A 14,420-nucleotide genomic window follows, 5' to 3' on the forward strand; every position below is an offset into this window, starting at 1 on the left:
AAGGAGAACACGTGGCGATTTCGAGCTCCTCTCGGCGAAATGGCTTGTTCCGCACCAAATCCGTCGAGCAGTCGATTCGCGATACCGACGATCCAGACTCGAAACTACGTAAAGATCTGACCGCCTGGGATCTCACCATCTTCGGCGTCGCCGTCGTGGTCGGCGCCGGTATCTTCACGCTCACCGCCCGCACCGCGGGAAACGTTGCCGGACCTTCGGTCTCGCTGGCCTTCGTCTTCGCCGCCATCGCCTGCGGCCTGACCGCCCTGTGCTACGCGGAGTTCGCCTCCACCGTTCCGGTGGCGGGCAGCGCCTACACCTACTCCTACGCCACCTTCGGTGAGCTGGCCGCGTGGATCATCGGCTGGGACCTGATCCTCGAATTCGCGCTCGCGGTGTCGGTGGTGGCCAAGGGCTGGTCGCAGTACCTCGGGCAGGTGATGGGCACCGGGGCCGCGGTCGTCGACCTCGGGCCGGTCACCTTCGACTGGGGCGCGGTCAGCCTGATCACGGTGCTCGGCGTGCTGCTCGCCGTCGGCACCAAGCTCTCGTCCCGGGTGTCGGCGATCGCGGTCGCGATCAAGCTCGGCGTGATCGCCGTGGTGCTGGTCGTCGGCGTGACCTACTTCGACAAGTCGAACCTCTCGCCCTACATCCCGCCCTCCGAGGCGGGCGCGGGCGACGAGGGCATCCGCCAGTCGCTGTTCTCCTTCCTCACCGGCGCCGGAAACAGCAACTTCGGCTGGTACGGCCTGCTCGCCGCGGCCAGCCTGGTGTTCTTCGCGTTCATCGGGTTCGACGTCGTCGCCACCACCGCGGAGGAGACCAAGGACCCGCAGCGCAACGTGCCGCGCGGCATCCTCGGCTCGCTGCTGATCGTCACGGTGCTCTACGTCGCCGTGTCCCTCGTGCTCACCGGCATGGTCTCCTACACCGAGCTGCAGGGCAACGACGCAACGCTCGCAACGGCTTTCGCGCTGCACGGCGCGGACTGGGCGAAGAACATCATCTCCATCGGCGCGCTCGCCGGCCTCACCACCGTCGTCATGGTGATGTACCTGGGGCAGACCCGCGTGCTGTTCGCCATGGCCCGTGACGGACTGTTGCCCAAGCGTCTCGCGCACACCGGCGCCAAGGGCACGCCCGTCCGCCTCACCGTCATCGTGGGCGTGGGCTGCGCGCTGCTCGCCGGTTTCGTGGACTTCGGCACCCTGGAGGAAATGGTCAACATCGGCACGCTGTTCGCCTTCGTGCTGGTCTCGCTCGGCGTGCTCGTCCTGCGCCGCACCCGGCCCGACCTGCCCCGCGGCTTCCGCGTCCCGCTGGTCCCGCTCGTCCCCATCCTCGGCGTGCTCTCCTGCCTGTGGCTGATGCTCAACCTCTCGGTCGAGACCTGGCTGCGCTTCCTCGTCTGGATGGCCATCGGCTTGGTGATCTACTTCGCCTACAGCCGCAGGCACTCGCTGCTCGGCAAGGCACACGCCGAGTAATCCGCGCTCGCCGTGCCCTGCCCGCGGGCGGGGCACGGCGTATCCTGAACAACCTCGTCATCCCACAACCCGAGACCCGCCGCGCCACGATTCCGGTACAGCCGTACGAGTCGGTAGGCTGACCGCACGGCCCCTATAGCCCAATTGGCAGAGGCAGTGGACTTAAAATCCATTCAGTGTCGGTTCGAGTCCGACTGGGGGCACCATCGTTTCCGCAGGTAGAAGGCCTGCGTTGCACGCTACGCGCGAACATCAGGTGCCGTGCGTGGGTGCATGGCCGGTCGAGGGTGTCGGCGACTTCGCCTTCAAGGGGATTGTGGGAGCCGGTGGGGGCTTGACGGCGATCTTGGGTGCCGAGGCCTTAGCCGCAGATCAGCGAGCGGTATCCACGGCGGACTGAGCGGCGAGGCCTCGGCCACAACAAGTTCGGTGGTGCGGTCGGCGGGGTGATGCGATCGGTCGGATCGTAGAGGAACAGCCATCTGGCGTACTTCACCGTGGGAGCGCTGTAGGGAGATGTCGCGAGTCTCGCGGGGTCCTGGTCGGCCGCCCATGGAAATTGCGGCAACGGAATTCGGGGCGCTGAACAGGGCCTTTTTCTCGTAACGGGGTGCGGTATCCGCCGATTTCACAACCGAATCTCGGGGAACGGAAGGCGGGTCATGCGAAATTCCCTGAAAATGGTTGTGGCACTGGCTATCACATTCTGTATGTCCACGATAGCCGGTGGTTTCGGTGGCACCGTGGCGGCGGAACCCGGTGGGCTGAAGTATTGCGATGTGCGGCAGGGGCGGCAGTTTCCGACGGCGACTCCCGAGGAAGTCGGGCTGGACTCGGCGGCGATCGGCGGTGCGATCGCGGCGGCTTCCTCGCCGACCCGGCTGAACTTCAAGGTATTTCGCAACAATTGCCTGATCGCCGTGGGGCCGCAGAACGATCGGACCGGCGGGTTGCCGTGGAACCTGTGGAGTGCGACCAAGAGCGTGGTTTCGCTGGTCGCCGGTATCGCCGTCGACGAAGGACTGCTGCGGCTCGACGATCCGATCGACAATTATCTGCCGCCCGGCCTCGGCGACGCGGAGCACCGGGCCATTCGCGTGCGCAATCTGCTGACCGAGTCCTCGGGCATCGAGGTCGCGGTGGTGTCCGAAGGGGTGACCGGGCTGGGACAGCTCGATCCCAATGTGGTGGCCCAGGCGTTGGCGATGCCGATCGAGTATCCGCAAGGCGAGACGTTTCGGTACAGCCAGCGCGCCGTGGATCTCATCGCCTATGTGGTGCAGCAGGCGGTCGGCGAGGATTTTCAGGCGTATGCGCAGCGAAAGTTGTTCGATCCATTGGGTATCCGGGCAAGCAACTATTACTGGGGGCGCGATCGGAGCGGAAACACCTACGGCTACGCACATCTCGTGATGGCACCCGACGATTTCGCGAAACTCGGTCTGCTGGTGGCCAATCGAGGCAATTGGGGAGGCGTCCAGGTCCTTTCCGACGGCTACCTGACGCAGGCCGCCGAATCCTCGCAGGGGCATGAGTGCTACGGATTCCTGTTCGTGGTCAACGGTCCCGGCTGCGGTCCGGAATTCCACGGTCTGCCCACCGACGCGGTGAAGATGAGCGGCATGATGCGCCAGGACAACTACATCGTCCCGAGCCTGAACCTGGTGGTCAGCTGGACCGGGTTCACCGTTCCCGGCGATGTCACCTTCGCGCACCAGGTGCTGCGCGCCCTGGTCGGCGCGTTCCGTGAGCCGTCGCTGCCGGACCCTGGCCCGTTCGTCCCGTTGCCGGACGTCAGCATCACCGATCCGATGATGACCAACCCCGACGCCACCCTCGCCGCGCTCGGGCTCGGTCCTTACGCCTACCCCGGCTGCGATCCGATCACCTGCCTCGGCAAGCCGTTGCCGCCGCCGTTCGCGGACTGGCCTGCGGGTTGCTTCGTGGTCGGGTGTTCCACGCCCACACCCGGTCGCCGGTAGATTCCGGCACACCGAGGTCAACGTCCCGCAGCCGCCTGCATCGCGACCTGGGCAGATCGGTCCGGATGCCGTGACCACTGGCGCCCGGCCGCCGGTGCCACTTGGCCCACCGGGGTCGACGGCCTAGCTCCGCACAGCGTCTGGCAAGCCGATACGGGATGCCGTGACCACCGGCACCCCGGCCGCGGGGAACACCTTCGACTGCCGGGATGTTCCCACCAACCGGGACGATGACGAAAGCGAGGACGACCGTGCGGGTCGAGATCTGGACCGATATCAACTGCCCGTTCTGCTACCTGGGCAAGGCCAGGTTCGAGCGGGCGCTGGCGGAGTTTCCGCAGCGTGCGCAGGTCGAGGTGGTCCACCGTTCGTTCGAGTTGGATCCGACGCTGCCCGCGGACGAGTCCGGTCCCGTCGTCGCGAAGATCGCTCGCAAGTACGGAATCAGCGAGGCGCAGGCGGCTGCCAACGAGCGCGGCATCGGCGCGCAGGCCGCGGAGCTCGGCCTGCCGTACCTGACCGAGGGACGTGACTACGGCAATTCCTTCGACATGCACCGTCTCCTGCACTTCGCGCTGGCCGAGGGCCGCCAGGACGAACTCGTCGACGCCTTCTACAGCGCGAATTTCGCCGAGGAGACCTCCCTGTTCGGTGATGCGGAGCGGTTGGTCCGGATCGCCGTCGCGACGGGCTTCGACGAGGCCGAGGTCCGTGCCGTGCTGGCCGATCCCACCGCCTACGCCGACGCGGTCCGCGCCGACGAACGGGAGGCGGCGCGGCTCGGCGCGAACGGGGTGCCGTTCTTCGTATTCGACAGCAAGTACGGAGTGTCCGGCGCGCAACCACCTGCTGTTTTCACGCAGGCGCTGGAACGAGCCTGGGCCGATCACGAGCCCGCCTTGCAGATCGTGGGCCACGCGGACGCGTGCGGTCCGGACGGCTGCGCGGTCCCCAGCCGCGACTGACAGCGCTACGAGTTGCCGGATCCGGTCCGGCGGCGGCCGGTTCTCGCTATGGTTCGCAAATCTCCCGCGAACACAGCCTCCCGCGGACGAAGGAGACGAACCATGGCGAGCTACGGGGATCTGAAGGCACTGTTCGTCAACTGCACTTTGAAGCGCTCCCCGGAGATCAGCAACACCCAGGGGCTCATCGATCGCAGCGCCCACATCATGACCGCGCAGGGCGTTGAGGTCTCGCAGCTGCGTGCCGTCGACCACGACATCGCCACCGGCGTCTGGCCCGACATGACCGAGCACGGGTGGGCCAGCGACGAATGGCCCGCGCTACAGCGTCAGGTGATGGACGCCGACATCTTGGTGCTGGCGGGCCCGATCTGGTTGGGCGACAACAGTTCCGTCACCAAGAAGGTGATCGAGCGTCTCTACGGCAACTCCTCGATTCTGAACGAGCACGGGCAGTACGCCTACTACGGCAGGGTCGGTGGATGTCTGATCACCGGCAACGAGGACGGCGTCAAACACTGCGCCATGAACGTCCTCTACAGCCTCCAGCACCTCGGATACACGATCCCGCCGCAAGCCGACGCCGGTTGGATCGGCGAGGCGGGCCCCGGCCCCTCCTACCTGGATCCAGGATCCGGCGGCCCGGACAACGATTTCACCAACCGCAACACCACCTTCATGACCTGGAACCTGCTGCACCTCGCCAGAATGCTGAAGGACAACGGCGGCATCCCCGCACACGGCAACCAACGCTCCGAATGGGACGCGGGCTGCCGCTTCGACTTCGAGAACCCGGACTACCGCTAGCCGAGCCGCAAGTGGACCTCGAGTTCGCCGACGAGGAATCCGAGGACGCCGGACGTCGTCGACTCACTCGGTCATGCGGATCCTTGGGGTTGCACCCTCTCCAGGCTGCCCAACTGTCGCCGCATCGCCTCGCGCAGCTGCTCCAGCGCGGCCAGGAACGGCTCGTGCACCGCCCGCCACTCCGGTGAACCGGCATCCGCCCTTCCCACGGTCATGCTCTGCGCGATGAGTGCTTCCCGAATATCTCTGAGCTTGTCGTATGTCAACCAGGCAGCGTCGCAGACGGATTGCGGCGCGACCAGTTCGAGTTCGTAGATCGCGGCGACCAGCTGATTCGACCGGAATGCGGCGGTGGCCTCGGCGCGGTCCAGCGGTGTCCGGCCGATCGCCAGCGCCTGCATGGCGTTGTCCGTTTGAGTCAAAGCCATCAGGCACTTCACGTAGGTCTGGCGTTGTGTGTCTTCGACGCGCACCGACCGTTCCCGCCGCGCTCGTAGCGCATCGACGAACATCGTGGAACTCGCCCCTACGGCCGCGCCGCCCAGTGTTCCGACTACCGCCAGCCATTCCAGAGCCACAGTGCCACTGTATCCGCGAACCCCGTCTGCTGGTGCTTCTCTGAATTCGCTGCCACCGAAACGAGTTTCGTCCTCGATCTAGCGACGAACCTCCAGCGCCACCTTGTAGTTCCGCAGCACCAGCCCCAAGCACCCCGCCGCGGCTGCCGCAAGCCCGATGTACATCGAGGGATAACTGAAACCCGCATGCTGATGCAGATAGGACAGCCCCGCGGGAACACCGAATCCCAGATAGCTGACCGAGTAGAACACCGCCGTGAGCCCGGCGAGATCATCGGGTCGGGCGATGCGTTCGATTTCCTGTAGGCCCGCGACGAGGCCGATGCCGTAGCCCGCGCCGAGTACGACGGCGGTGAGGACGGTCGCGCCGAGTGTGAGTGCGCCGGAAGCCCATGTCGCGGAGAGCATTCCACAGGTGACCAAGAAGAGTCCGACGGCCGCGGCGCGGGCGGTGCCCGGCCGGTCGATGCGGCGGGCCACCGACTGGATGGCGAAGCCGCAGCCGAGGGTGATCACGGTGATCAGTGCCGAGAACGCGATGGGTGCGCCGTGCACGTGCGGCAGCATCAGTGTCGGCATCACCGCGTAAGCCGTTGCGGCGGAGGTGAACAACCACAGTGCCGCGGGCAGGGCGACGTAGCGGAAGCGGCGGTGACTCACGGCGGGAATCTTCAGGTCGTCGATGAGGCGCCGCGAGTTCAGCTCCGCGACCGCCCCCGATCCGGGTGTCGTCGTCGAGGTGTTGCCGGACGACCCGCGCAGGTTCTCCTGTGGCGGAACGGTTTCCGGCGCACGGGACATCCAGGCCGCGGCGAGGACGCAGAGGACGGCGTTGATCAGATAGGGGAGCGTGTCCGGCAGTGGCGCCCACTGCGCCAGCACCCCGGCGGCTCCGGCTCCGACCGCGAACCCGCCGGTCAGGCTCATCGCGGAGCGGCGCGCGCCGGTTCCCGCGGGCAGGGCGGGGCCGTGCGGGGGCTGCGAGAGTTCTTTCAGCCAGCTGCTGCCCACCGCCATCGCCAAGCCGAGCGCGATACCGCACAGCACCCGTCCCGCCGCGAGCGCGGGCACTGAGCCGGAGCCGAAGGCGAGCATCAGCGATCCGCTCGCGGCGACCAGTGGTGCGGGAAGCAGAAGACGGCGGCGGCCGTAGCGGTCCGAGAGCGGGCCGCCGATCAGCAGCGCGGGGACGATGCCGAGCACGTAGTAGAAGAGCAGGAGATACACCGTGGTCGGCGCAAGCCCGTGGCTCTTGTACATGACCAGCAGCGGAGTGAATTCGTTGCCGCCCCAGGCGATGGCGAACACCGCGGCGGCGACGCCCCACCATTGCTTGGTTCCGGCAGTGGATTCCGCGGGGCGTAGCGCGGTCAGGGTCGTCATCACAAGCCACGTAGCTCCAGCTGGTGCACCCCGGCCAGGTGCTCGATCAGTGCCGCCGCGAAACCGTCGACGTCACCGCCGGTGAGCAGTTCCGCCAGCCGGGCGTGCTGATCGATGATCCGGTCGATGTCCAGCGGACCGCGCCGCAACGCGACACTGTTCATCCGGCGCTGCCGCTCGCGCAGCGAATCGTAGAAGCCGGTGAGCAGCGGATTGCCCGCCGCCACGACGTAGGTGCGGTGGAAGTCGGTGTCCTCGACGGCGAAGGCGTCCAGGTCCTCGGCCGCGGCGAGCGTGCGCTGCCGGTCGAGCGAGGCGCGCAACGGCTCCGCGACGGCGCGGGGGTCGCCTGCGACCAGCGCGCGCACGGCCGCGGTCTCGACGACGTACCTGGCGTGCGCGACGTGCTCGGCTTCGTCGGGCGGGATCGGCACCACCAGCGCGCCGCGCTTGGGGTAGAGCCGCATCCACCCCTCGGTCTCCAGCCGGAGGAAGGCCTCGCGCACAGGTGTGCGGGAGGTGCCGAGCGCGGCGGCGATCTCGCCCTCGCTGATCAGCTCGCCACCGGGCAGCGCACCCGTGAGGATGCGCTCCTTGACCGCCCGATAAGCGTGCTCGGCCGATGAGTACGTCTTAGACACAAGTCGTATCTTAGGTGCGTACGCGGGTCACCGGTGTGTGTGATCGGCCACCCGGCTCAGATGAGCGTCACGATTATCGCAATGGCGGCCACCGTGAAGAGCACGACCAAGGCGATCGTCACGGCCATCGCGGCGACGCCGGTTCCGGGGAACCCGTGCCGGGTGCGCGGCTCCGGCGCGGACAGGCCGGAGGTCTGCGCGGTTTCCGGCGGAGTCGCCCCCGGGGCGACGCCACCGCCCGGTTCCAGATCCGGGGTGCGCGCGGGATCGGGGTCCATTGCCGCCATGAGTATCACTCCCCGTCGTTGGCTGGGGATTCCGGGGCGTCGGGTCGCCGTCCGGACATCTTGCGAGACAGGACCACCGCGCCGACGAGCACGGCGATCCCGATGATCACCAGTAGCTCCATGCCTGCCGGTTACCCGGGATCGCCCCGGTCAATCACGGGGCGGCGCGTTGTGGGATCTCCAGTGCGATGCGCACCGTGCTGGTGATTTCCCCAGCGATTGCCGATCGCATTGCCGAGGCGCTCGCCGCGACGGGACTATCGAAAGAGATCGCGACGTGGCGGGTCGATGTCGCTGCCTCGCGGTCGATTCCACAAGCCTGCCAACCCGTGGAAGGTGGATGGCGACGATGACATTGCGGCAGAACTCAGTGACCTATCGGGAGATGTATCGATTCCCCGTGGCGATCATGGGCACCGAGGTGGTGTTGCGGGTGGGTGCTGTGGGCGTCGTGTCCATGCCCGACTCGCTCGGCGCGCGCGTCCAGTCCTTGTTGCAGCCCGCGCAGCACGCCGGTCCCGTGTTCGCCGACCCGGACACCGGCCGGTGGGTCTTCCTGACCGCGGGCATCCCCACGTGCGACCCGGCGTACGGGTCTCTGCTCTCCGAGGCCGGCGTGCGGATCGTGGAGTGGGGTGAGCAGGTTGCGCTGCCACTGCTCAGCGAATCCAGCAAGCCCACCTCCGACGAGCGCCGCTGGCTCTGGCCGCCGGGCTACGAACTGCCGCAGCCGGGGCCGTTCGTCGCCGAATTGCTCGGCGCCATACACAGATTCGGCCATCGCGGAGATCTGCGCGGTCGCGCACTCGCCGGGTGAGCCCCGCGCAGTGGCGCTGATTACCTTGGCGTGCAGTGGTGTTCGCGCGAACAGTTTCGATGCGCCGAGGCGGGGCACCCAGCCGTCGAGAGTATCGCGCACAATCCGCTGAACGAGGTGGTCGCATCATGGCATCCGACGGGGCATGGGAGATTCCCCCGCTCGACGACGCACCGGATATCGCCCGCACGGCCGGACTGCAACCCGGCGAGACGATGGCCGACACCAGGAACTGGGCTGGTTTCGTGCTGGTCGGGATCGGAGTGCTCGCCTTGATCGCGGCCGTCGCCGTCGCGGCCCTCGGCGCCGACGGGTGGCTGCTCGCGGCCGTCATCGCGGGTGGCGCGTTGTCGGCCGGCGCCGCGCTGCTGGTGTTCGAGCGGCGGAATCGGCTTGCACGGCAACAGCATCCGAGCGATTCGCCCGCCGCGTGGCAAGGGAGCGTCCCACCGACCTGAGCCGGGCGAGGTTCTCAGGGGCCAGCCGATCCGGCGGCGGCGCGGCGACTCGGCCGGATCCGGATCAGTGGCTTCGGCAGGCCTCGCGCACGGTGTTCTTGGTCGCGTTGAACTCGTCGATGGCGTCGTTGAGCGTGTCCACGTCGACGCGGCGTTCGAGCAGGTCGGCGAGGGCGTTGGTGTCGTCGCGGTAGGCGCGCAGAGTGCTCGCGAGATCCGGCGGCAGGTCCCTGGTCACCTTCTGGTCCACGTTGCGGGCATTGGCGCGCAACGTGGAGACGGCGGCGGTGGCTTTGGCGTCGGCGTCGGGCGCGTTGATGTTGCTGGCGTCGATGTAGGCGTTGAACGAGCTCACCGAGCTCTCGTTCGCCGCGGCGAAGGCGTCGCAGGCGGCGCCCGCCGCGCGTTCGACCGCGGCCGCCCGCGACGAGGACGCCGCGGCCGAGGAGGCGGCCACTTCGGAGGTGTAGGCGGCCAACTCGGACTGGTTGACCTGGGCGTTGCCGGAGATCTGCGTGGAGCAGGCGCCGATGAAGATGATGCCGGTTGCGGTCGCTGCCGCGGCGGCGGTCAGGCCCGCACGTTCCAGTCGTCGCATGTCCGTTCGCCTTTCCCCTCGGAACGTCCAGCCGCGCACAAGACCGGACCATTCGACGGTACTTGGCGGGCCGGGTCCCGTCAGCTCGGCGTGCCGATATCGATGGTCAACCGATACCGCCGGGCGTGGACCGGGCCGACCGGTCCGCATCGAACCCGGACCTGGGCCGATGAGGACCGGTCGCGCGGTCAGCTCTGGCCGAGCATGGTGCGCATGGTGGCGATCTCCGCCTCCTGCGCGGCGATCACCGCGCGGGCCAGCGCCTGCGCGTCGGGATTGACGCCCTCGGCCAGCTCGGTCTTCGCCATATCGATCGCGCCTGCGTGGTGCTCGATCATCATCTCCAGCCACATCCGGTCGAACTCGGCGCCGGACGCCGCCTCCAGCGCAAGCATCTGCTCGGCCGACATCATGCCGGGCATGCGGTGGCCCTCGTGTCCGCTGCCTGCCGTCGGCGCGGGCTTGCCGAAGCTCTGCAACAGTGCGCTGATCTGCTCCATCTCGGGCGCCTGCGCCTTCTCGACCTCCGCGGCGAGCGCGATCAGCTGCGGGTTCTGGGTGTGGCCGGGGACCATCTTCGCCATGTCGACGGCCTGGGCGTGGTGCGGGTACATCATCTGCAGGAAGGTGACGTCGGCATCGTCGAAGTCGGTCCGGGTGGCGGAGGTGGCCGTGGCGGCGGTGCTCGACGTCGTGCCGTGATCCATGCCGGATGTCGAATCGGAATCGTCGCCACACGCGGCGGCGAACAGCAGGGCGCCCGCGGCGAAGGCGGCGAGGGTGATGCGGGTACGGGTGATGAACATGGTTGAACTCCTTGGGAATTGCGGAAAAGCACGGTGAAAAGGGCAGGCGGAAACCACGACCGTGGAATTACGGACGCGGTGGACCTGTCAGATCCGCAGAATCGACAATTCGGCCAGGGACAGCACGGTCCAAGGCGGTGGACGTTCACGTTCGGGTCGCCAGTGTCGCGGCGTCGGCCCGCGCGTGTGGTGATCGCCTGCGATCCGGTACAGCACGACGAGCAGGACCGCCATGGTGAGCACGGTCAGGATGAAGACGCAGGCATGCAGACCGGCGTGGCCGTCGCCGCAGTCGGCGCACCGGGGTTCGGCGGAGGGGCTCAACAGGAATTCGGAGTGTGTGAGTGCGCGGACGGCCAAGTGATCGGCCGACCCGGAAGCTGGTGCGTTGCCGACGATGGCAGCTTGTGCCGCGGAGTCTCCGCCGACGTCAGCCGAATCGGCCGTCGCCGCCGAGTGATCGGCGCTTGTTCGGTTGCCCTCCGCCCAGTGATCCGAGGTCGGCGCCGGGTGTGCGCCCGTGTCCGAGATGGCGGCGGCGTGATGCACCGTGACCGCCGCAAAAGGGTCTGCCGCGACGGCAGTCGCGTGGTGCGCGGCGGCCGCAGGTGTTGTGAAAATGCCGACGTGCATGGCCGCGATCCCCGCGATCAGGGTGAGCACGCCCAGCAACCGGGTGAACCCGGCTGCGTGCTGGGAAGCGTGCGGTGCGGCCACATCGATCAGGGTAGCTGGCGCCCCGCACGGCTACCTATACCCCCTTCAAGTATCCGCGATTCACCCCCCGCTCCCCGCATCCGGCCCGCTGCAATCCGAGCTGGCTTCGCAAAGGCTTCACACGCCTCGCAGAGGTTGCAGCCGCTGCGAAGCGTGTCGAAGGTCTGCGTAGTTGCTTCGGGGTCAGGGGGATGCGATGTCGATGACGAGGCGGGTGGGGTTGGAGAGGGTGGTGACCGAGAAGCCGGGCCGGTCGGCGTTGACGCCGATGAAGGACTGGGTGGTGCCTTCGAAAACAGCGGTGCGGTAGACGCCCGCGATGCCGGGTGCGCTCGGGTCGGTGGCGGGATCGGGGCCGGAGTAGGGGGTGACGCCGCTGTCGAAGGGGTAGGCCGAGCCGGTGATCTGCACTTCGAGAACGGACTGTCCGGCGACGTCGATTTCGTTGCCGCTGCCGTCCTGGATCGCGCGATCGGTGTACTGCACGATCCAGCCGGGAGTTCCGGTGCCGCCCAGGTCGTAGACGATGCGGTCATAACCCTGGTGGTGGCCGATGCGTAGGTCCGTGACTGTGAGCCCGGCGTCGTTCGAGGGCGTACCCCGCTTGGGTGACGCGTCGCCCGGTGGCTGGGCGGGCGCTTCCACGAGCGAGCCCGTGGTGGTCGGCGGAGTCGTCGTCGCGGCCGAGCCGGTTTCGGCGTCGTCGCAGCCTGCGATCAGGGCCGCAGCCACGGCGACCGTGAGCACCATCCTGTTGCGCATGGGGCTGATGTTACGCAGCGGGGCCGTCCCGGCGGGGAACAATGAGCGACCCGGCGTGTGCCGATCGGCGTGTGGCGGAATCGGGTTGCTTCGCGAGTGGGGGCGGGTCGTAAGCGCGACGCGCCCATGTGCGTGATTCGCGATGGAAGCGACCGCTTGTTCGGCGGGCCGGTTGCGTGCCGTGCCTGTGCTGGGCGCGTCTCGCGAGCATGACGCGTTCGTATGCGCGATCGCGATGGGGTCTTGGGAGCGGCCGCTTGCTCAGTGGGCCGACGGCCAGTCGTACCTGTGTGGGGCGGGTCTCGCGGGTATGGCGCGTTCGTAGGCGCGATTTGCGATAGGGGCGTTGAAAGCGACCAGTTGCTCAGCGGCTCGGCGGCCAGCCGTACCTGTGCTGGGCGGGTGGAACCACCGGCATGTTCACGGGTCGCCCATTTCCAGGTGCCGCCGATTCCCCTCGGCAAGCTGGGTCCGTCGATCGGACGGCGGACGTCCTGTCACCGGAGCCGGTGATCGATTGCTGGGCAGTTGTTTTGGAGTCTCGGGCGCTCGCGACCCGCGCCCGTCGAGGCCGCACCGCTCGTGGACGTTCGGATGTGAAGCGAAGGTCGTTCCGTTCGAGTTCCTCCGCTCGGTATCGGCGACGCGGGTCGACCGGTCGACGATCGAGTGCGCCCGAGATGTCGTATGCGCAAAACCGAATCGGCGGCCGAGCGGGCTCGGGTGCATCGACGGGACACGCCCATCCGCGGTGTCGCAGCCGGGCGCGTTCCCGTCGATCGTGCGAGTGGCCTTGTGGCAGAACGCTTCACAAGAACGACGGCGGCGCGGTGTGGGTGCCGAAGCGCGATTTGCCGGGGCGGGCGCGACTATTCGGCAACGATCTAGCACACTTGACGTGTGGACGATGTCGAGGACGTGCTTGGCCGACTGCGGCGGTATCCGGATGTGGAGGCGCTGAACCTCTATGCCGTCGATGCTGCCGACCGGCTGATCCTCGACGTGGCCGCGGACGCGATCGAGATGGCCGGTAGCGGGAAGATTGCCGTTATCGGTGACAGCTACGGCGCGCTGACGCTCGGCGCGATCGCGCGGCACGACCTGCGCGACGTCCGCGTGCACCAGGATTTGCTCACCGGCGAACTGGCGCTGGCCAACAACGCTCGCACGCTCGGGCTCGCGGACCGCTACACCGCGCACGCGCTCACCGAGGACCTGCTGAGCGGCGTCGAGGTGGTGCTGCTCCGGCTGCCCCGGGTGCTGGCGGGCCTGGCGGAAGTGGCCGAAGCGATCGCTCGATACGCCGACCCGAAGGTGAGCGTCATCGCGGGCGGTCGCGACAAGTATCTGACCAAGTCGATGAACGACGTACTGGGCGAGTCCTTTTCGGCGGTCCACGCCAGCCGCGGCAGGCAGAAGTCGCGCACGCTCTTCATCGAGGGACCGAAACCCGTTGGCGATCCCCGGTTTCCGGTGCGCGAAAGCCTGGACGAGGTGGGCATCGAAGTCGTCGCGCACGGCGCCGCGTTCTCCGGCGCGCGCCTGGACATCGGCACCAGATTCCTCTTGCAGCACCTGAAGTGGATGAAGCCGGACGCCCGCGACGCCATCGACCTCGGCTGCGGCACCGGCATCCTGGCGGTGGCGCTGGCCAAAGCGCGCCCGGCGCTGCGAGTGGTCGGCACCGATCAATCGGCCGCAGCGGTGGCCTCGGCGCGCGCCACGGCCGCCGCCAACGATGTGGCCGATCGGGTGACAGTGGTGCGCGACGACGCGATGTCCTCGGCCGCCGACAACAGCGCCGACCTGGTCCTGTGCAATCCGCCGTTCCACGTCGGCGCCGCGGTGCACACCGGCTCGGCCATCAAGATGTTCGCCGAGACCGGTCGCGTGCTTCGCCCCGGCGGCGAACTGTGGACGGTGTACAACACCCACCTCAACTACCGCGGCGTGGTGGAGCGGATGGTCGGCCACACCGAGGTGATCAGCCGGAACCGGAAGTTCACCGTGACACGGTCGGTGCGTGGCCTACACGATGTCCGGCAACGGTAGAGTCCGAATTGTCCGCCTCGGCGAACGTCTCGGGAACTCGACACGGGTGCCGGACGTTGGACCAGGCAGTTGGATAT

16 protein-coding genes and 1 tRNA gene are annotated in these 14,420 nt (G+C 67.8%); 9 read left to right on the forward strand and 8 right to left on the reverse strand.

Translation table 11 applies throughout. From position 1 onward, the window contains the following. Positions 1-11 precede the first annotated feature (11 nt). The 5 genes from NL1_RS06980 to NL1_RS07000 all read left to right on the forward strand — a co-directional run bounded on the left by NL1_RS06980 (position 12) and on the right by NL1_RS07000 (position 5,244). Positions 12-1,490 (forward strand): amino acid permease, encoded by a 1,479-nt coding sequence (locus NL1_RS06980; RefSeq protein ID WP_067835551.1) that lies wholly within the window; start codon positions 12-14, stop codon positions 1,488-1,490. A gap of 129 nt (positions 1,491-1,619) precedes the next feature. Continuing rightward, positions 1,620-1,696: transfer RNA gene (locus tag NL1_RS06985), tRNA-Leu, on the forward strand. Between the two features lie 504 nt (positions 1,697-2,200). Next, positions 2,201-3,472, forward strand: a complete 1,272-nt coding sequence (locus tag NL1_RS06990; protein ID WP_245673122.1) for a serine hydrolase domain-containing protein — start codon at positions 2,201-2,203, stop codon at positions 3,470-3,472. Positions 3,473-3,702: 230 nt separating this feature from the next. Further along, positions 3,703-4,437 carry a DsbA family oxidoreductase gene (locus tag NL1_RS06995; RefSeq protein WP_245673123.1) on the forward strand — a complete coding sequence of 245 codons (735 nt, stop codon included), beginning with the start codon at positions 3,703-3,705 and terminating at the stop codon, positions 4,435-4,437. Positions 4,438-4,539: 102 nt separating this feature from the next. After that, complete coding sequence (locus NL1_RS07000; RefSeq protein WP_067835556.1) at positions 4,540-5,244, forward strand: flavodoxin family protein; 705 nt, start codon at positions 4,540-4,542, stop codon at positions 5,242-5,244. 71 nt (positions 5,245-5,315) lie between these two features. On the opposite strand, the gene NL1_RS07005 is transcribed toward NL1_RS07000, so the two are convergent. The 4 genes from NL1_RS07005 to NL1_RS07020 form a co-directional block, all read right to left on the reverse strand. Further along, positions 5,316-5,822, reverse strand: coding sequence for a hypothetical protein (locus tag NL1_RS07005; RefSeq protein ID WP_156094704.1), 507 nt, complete (start codon positions 5,820-5,822; stop codon positions 5,316-5,318). Between the two features lie 78 nt (positions 5,823-5,900). Then, positions 5,901-7,205 carry an MFS transporter gene (locus tag NL1_RS07010; protein WP_067835560.1) on the reverse strand — a complete coding sequence of 435 codons (1,305 nt, stop codon included), beginning with the start codon at positions 7,203-7,205 and terminating at the stop codon, positions 5,901-5,903. Further along, positions 7,205-7,846, reverse strand: a complete 642-nt coding sequence (locus NL1_RS07015; RefSeq protein WP_067835562.1) for a GntR family transcriptional regulator — start codon at positions 7,844-7,846, stop codon at positions 7,205-7,207. Before NL1_RS07015 ends, NL1_RS07010 begins: the two co-directional genes overlap by 1 nt. A 56-nt stretch (positions 7,847-7,902) precedes the next feature. Then, a complete protein-coding gene (locus NL1_RS07020) occupies positions 7,903-8,133 on the reverse strand; it encodes a DUF6480 family protein (RefSeq protein WP_067835564.1) in 231 nt (76 codons plus the stop codon). 188 nt (positions 8,134-8,321) lie between these two features. On the opposite strand from NL1_RS07020, the gene NL1_RS37360 reads away from it, so the two are divergent. From NL1_RS37360 to NL1_RS07030, 3 genes are all read left to right on the forward strand, one after another. Continuing rightward, the gene (locus tag NL1_RS37360) at positions 8,322-8,486 is read left to right on the forward strand and encodes a hypothetical protein (RefSeq protein WP_156094705.1); all 165 of its coding nucleotides are present in this window, start codon (positions 8,322-8,324) and stop codon (positions 8,484-8,486) included. After that, the gene (locus NL1_RS07025; RefSeq protein WP_156094706.1) at positions 8,483-8,950 is read left to right on the forward strand and encodes a hypothetical protein; all 468 of its coding nucleotides are present in this window, start codon (positions 8,483-8,485) and stop codon (positions 8,948-8,950) included. Before NL1_RS37360 ends, NL1_RS07025 begins: the two co-directional genes overlap by 4 nt. A 128-nt stretch (positions 8,951-9,078) precedes the next feature. Then, positions 9,079-9,408 (forward strand): hypothetical protein, encoded by a 330-nt coding sequence (locus NL1_RS07030; RefSeq protein ID WP_067835568.1) that lies wholly within the window; start codon positions 9,079-9,081, stop codon positions 9,406-9,408. A gap of 64 nt (positions 9,409-9,472) precedes the next feature. On the opposite strand, the gene NL1_RS07035 is transcribed toward NL1_RS07030, so the two are convergent. From NL1_RS07035 to NL1_RS07050, 4 genes are all read right to left on the reverse strand, one after another. Next, positions 9,473-10,006, reverse strand: a complete 534-nt coding sequence (locus NL1_RS07035) for an Rv2240c family protein (RefSeq protein WP_067835570.1) — start codon at positions 10,004-10,006, stop codon at positions 9,473-9,475. 188 nt (positions 10,007-10,194) lie between these two features. Continuing rightward, positions 10,195-10,812, reverse strand: coding sequence for a DUF305 domain-containing protein (locus NL1_RS07040; RefSeq protein ID WP_067835572.1), 618 nt, complete (start codon positions 10,810-10,812; stop codon positions 10,195-10,197). A gap of 87 nt (positions 10,813-10,899) precedes the next feature. Beyond that, a complete protein-coding gene (locus tag NL1_RS07045) occupies positions 10,900-11,529 on the reverse strand; it encodes a hypothetical protein (protein ID WP_067835573.1) in 630 nt (209 codons plus the stop codon). Positions 11,530-11,712: 183 nt separating this feature from the next. Continuing rightward, positions 11,713-12,291 carry an AMIN-like domain-containing (lipo)protein gene (locus tag NL1_RS07050; protein ID WP_067835575.1) on the reverse strand — a complete coding sequence of 193 codons (579 nt, stop codon included), beginning with the start codon at positions 12,289-12,291 and terminating at the stop codon, positions 11,713-11,715. A 900-nt stretch (positions 12,292-13,191) separates the two neighbouring features. Here NL1_RS07050 and NL1_RS07055 point away from each other — a divergent pair. Continuing rightward, complete coding sequence (locus NL1_RS07055) at positions 13,192-14,343, forward strand: class I SAM-dependent methyltransferase (protein WP_067835577.1); 1,152 nt, start codon at positions 13,192-13,194, stop codon at positions 14,341-14,343. The last annotated feature ends 77 nt before the right edge of the window (positions 14,344-14,420 follow it).

The sequence above is a fragment of the Nocardia lijiangensis NBRC 108240 genome (assembly GCF_001613045.1).
In the GTDB taxonomy this organism is placed as follows: domain Bacteria; phylum Actinomycetota; class Actinomycetes; order Mycobacteriales; family Mycobacteriaceae; genus Nocardia; species Nocardia lijiangensis.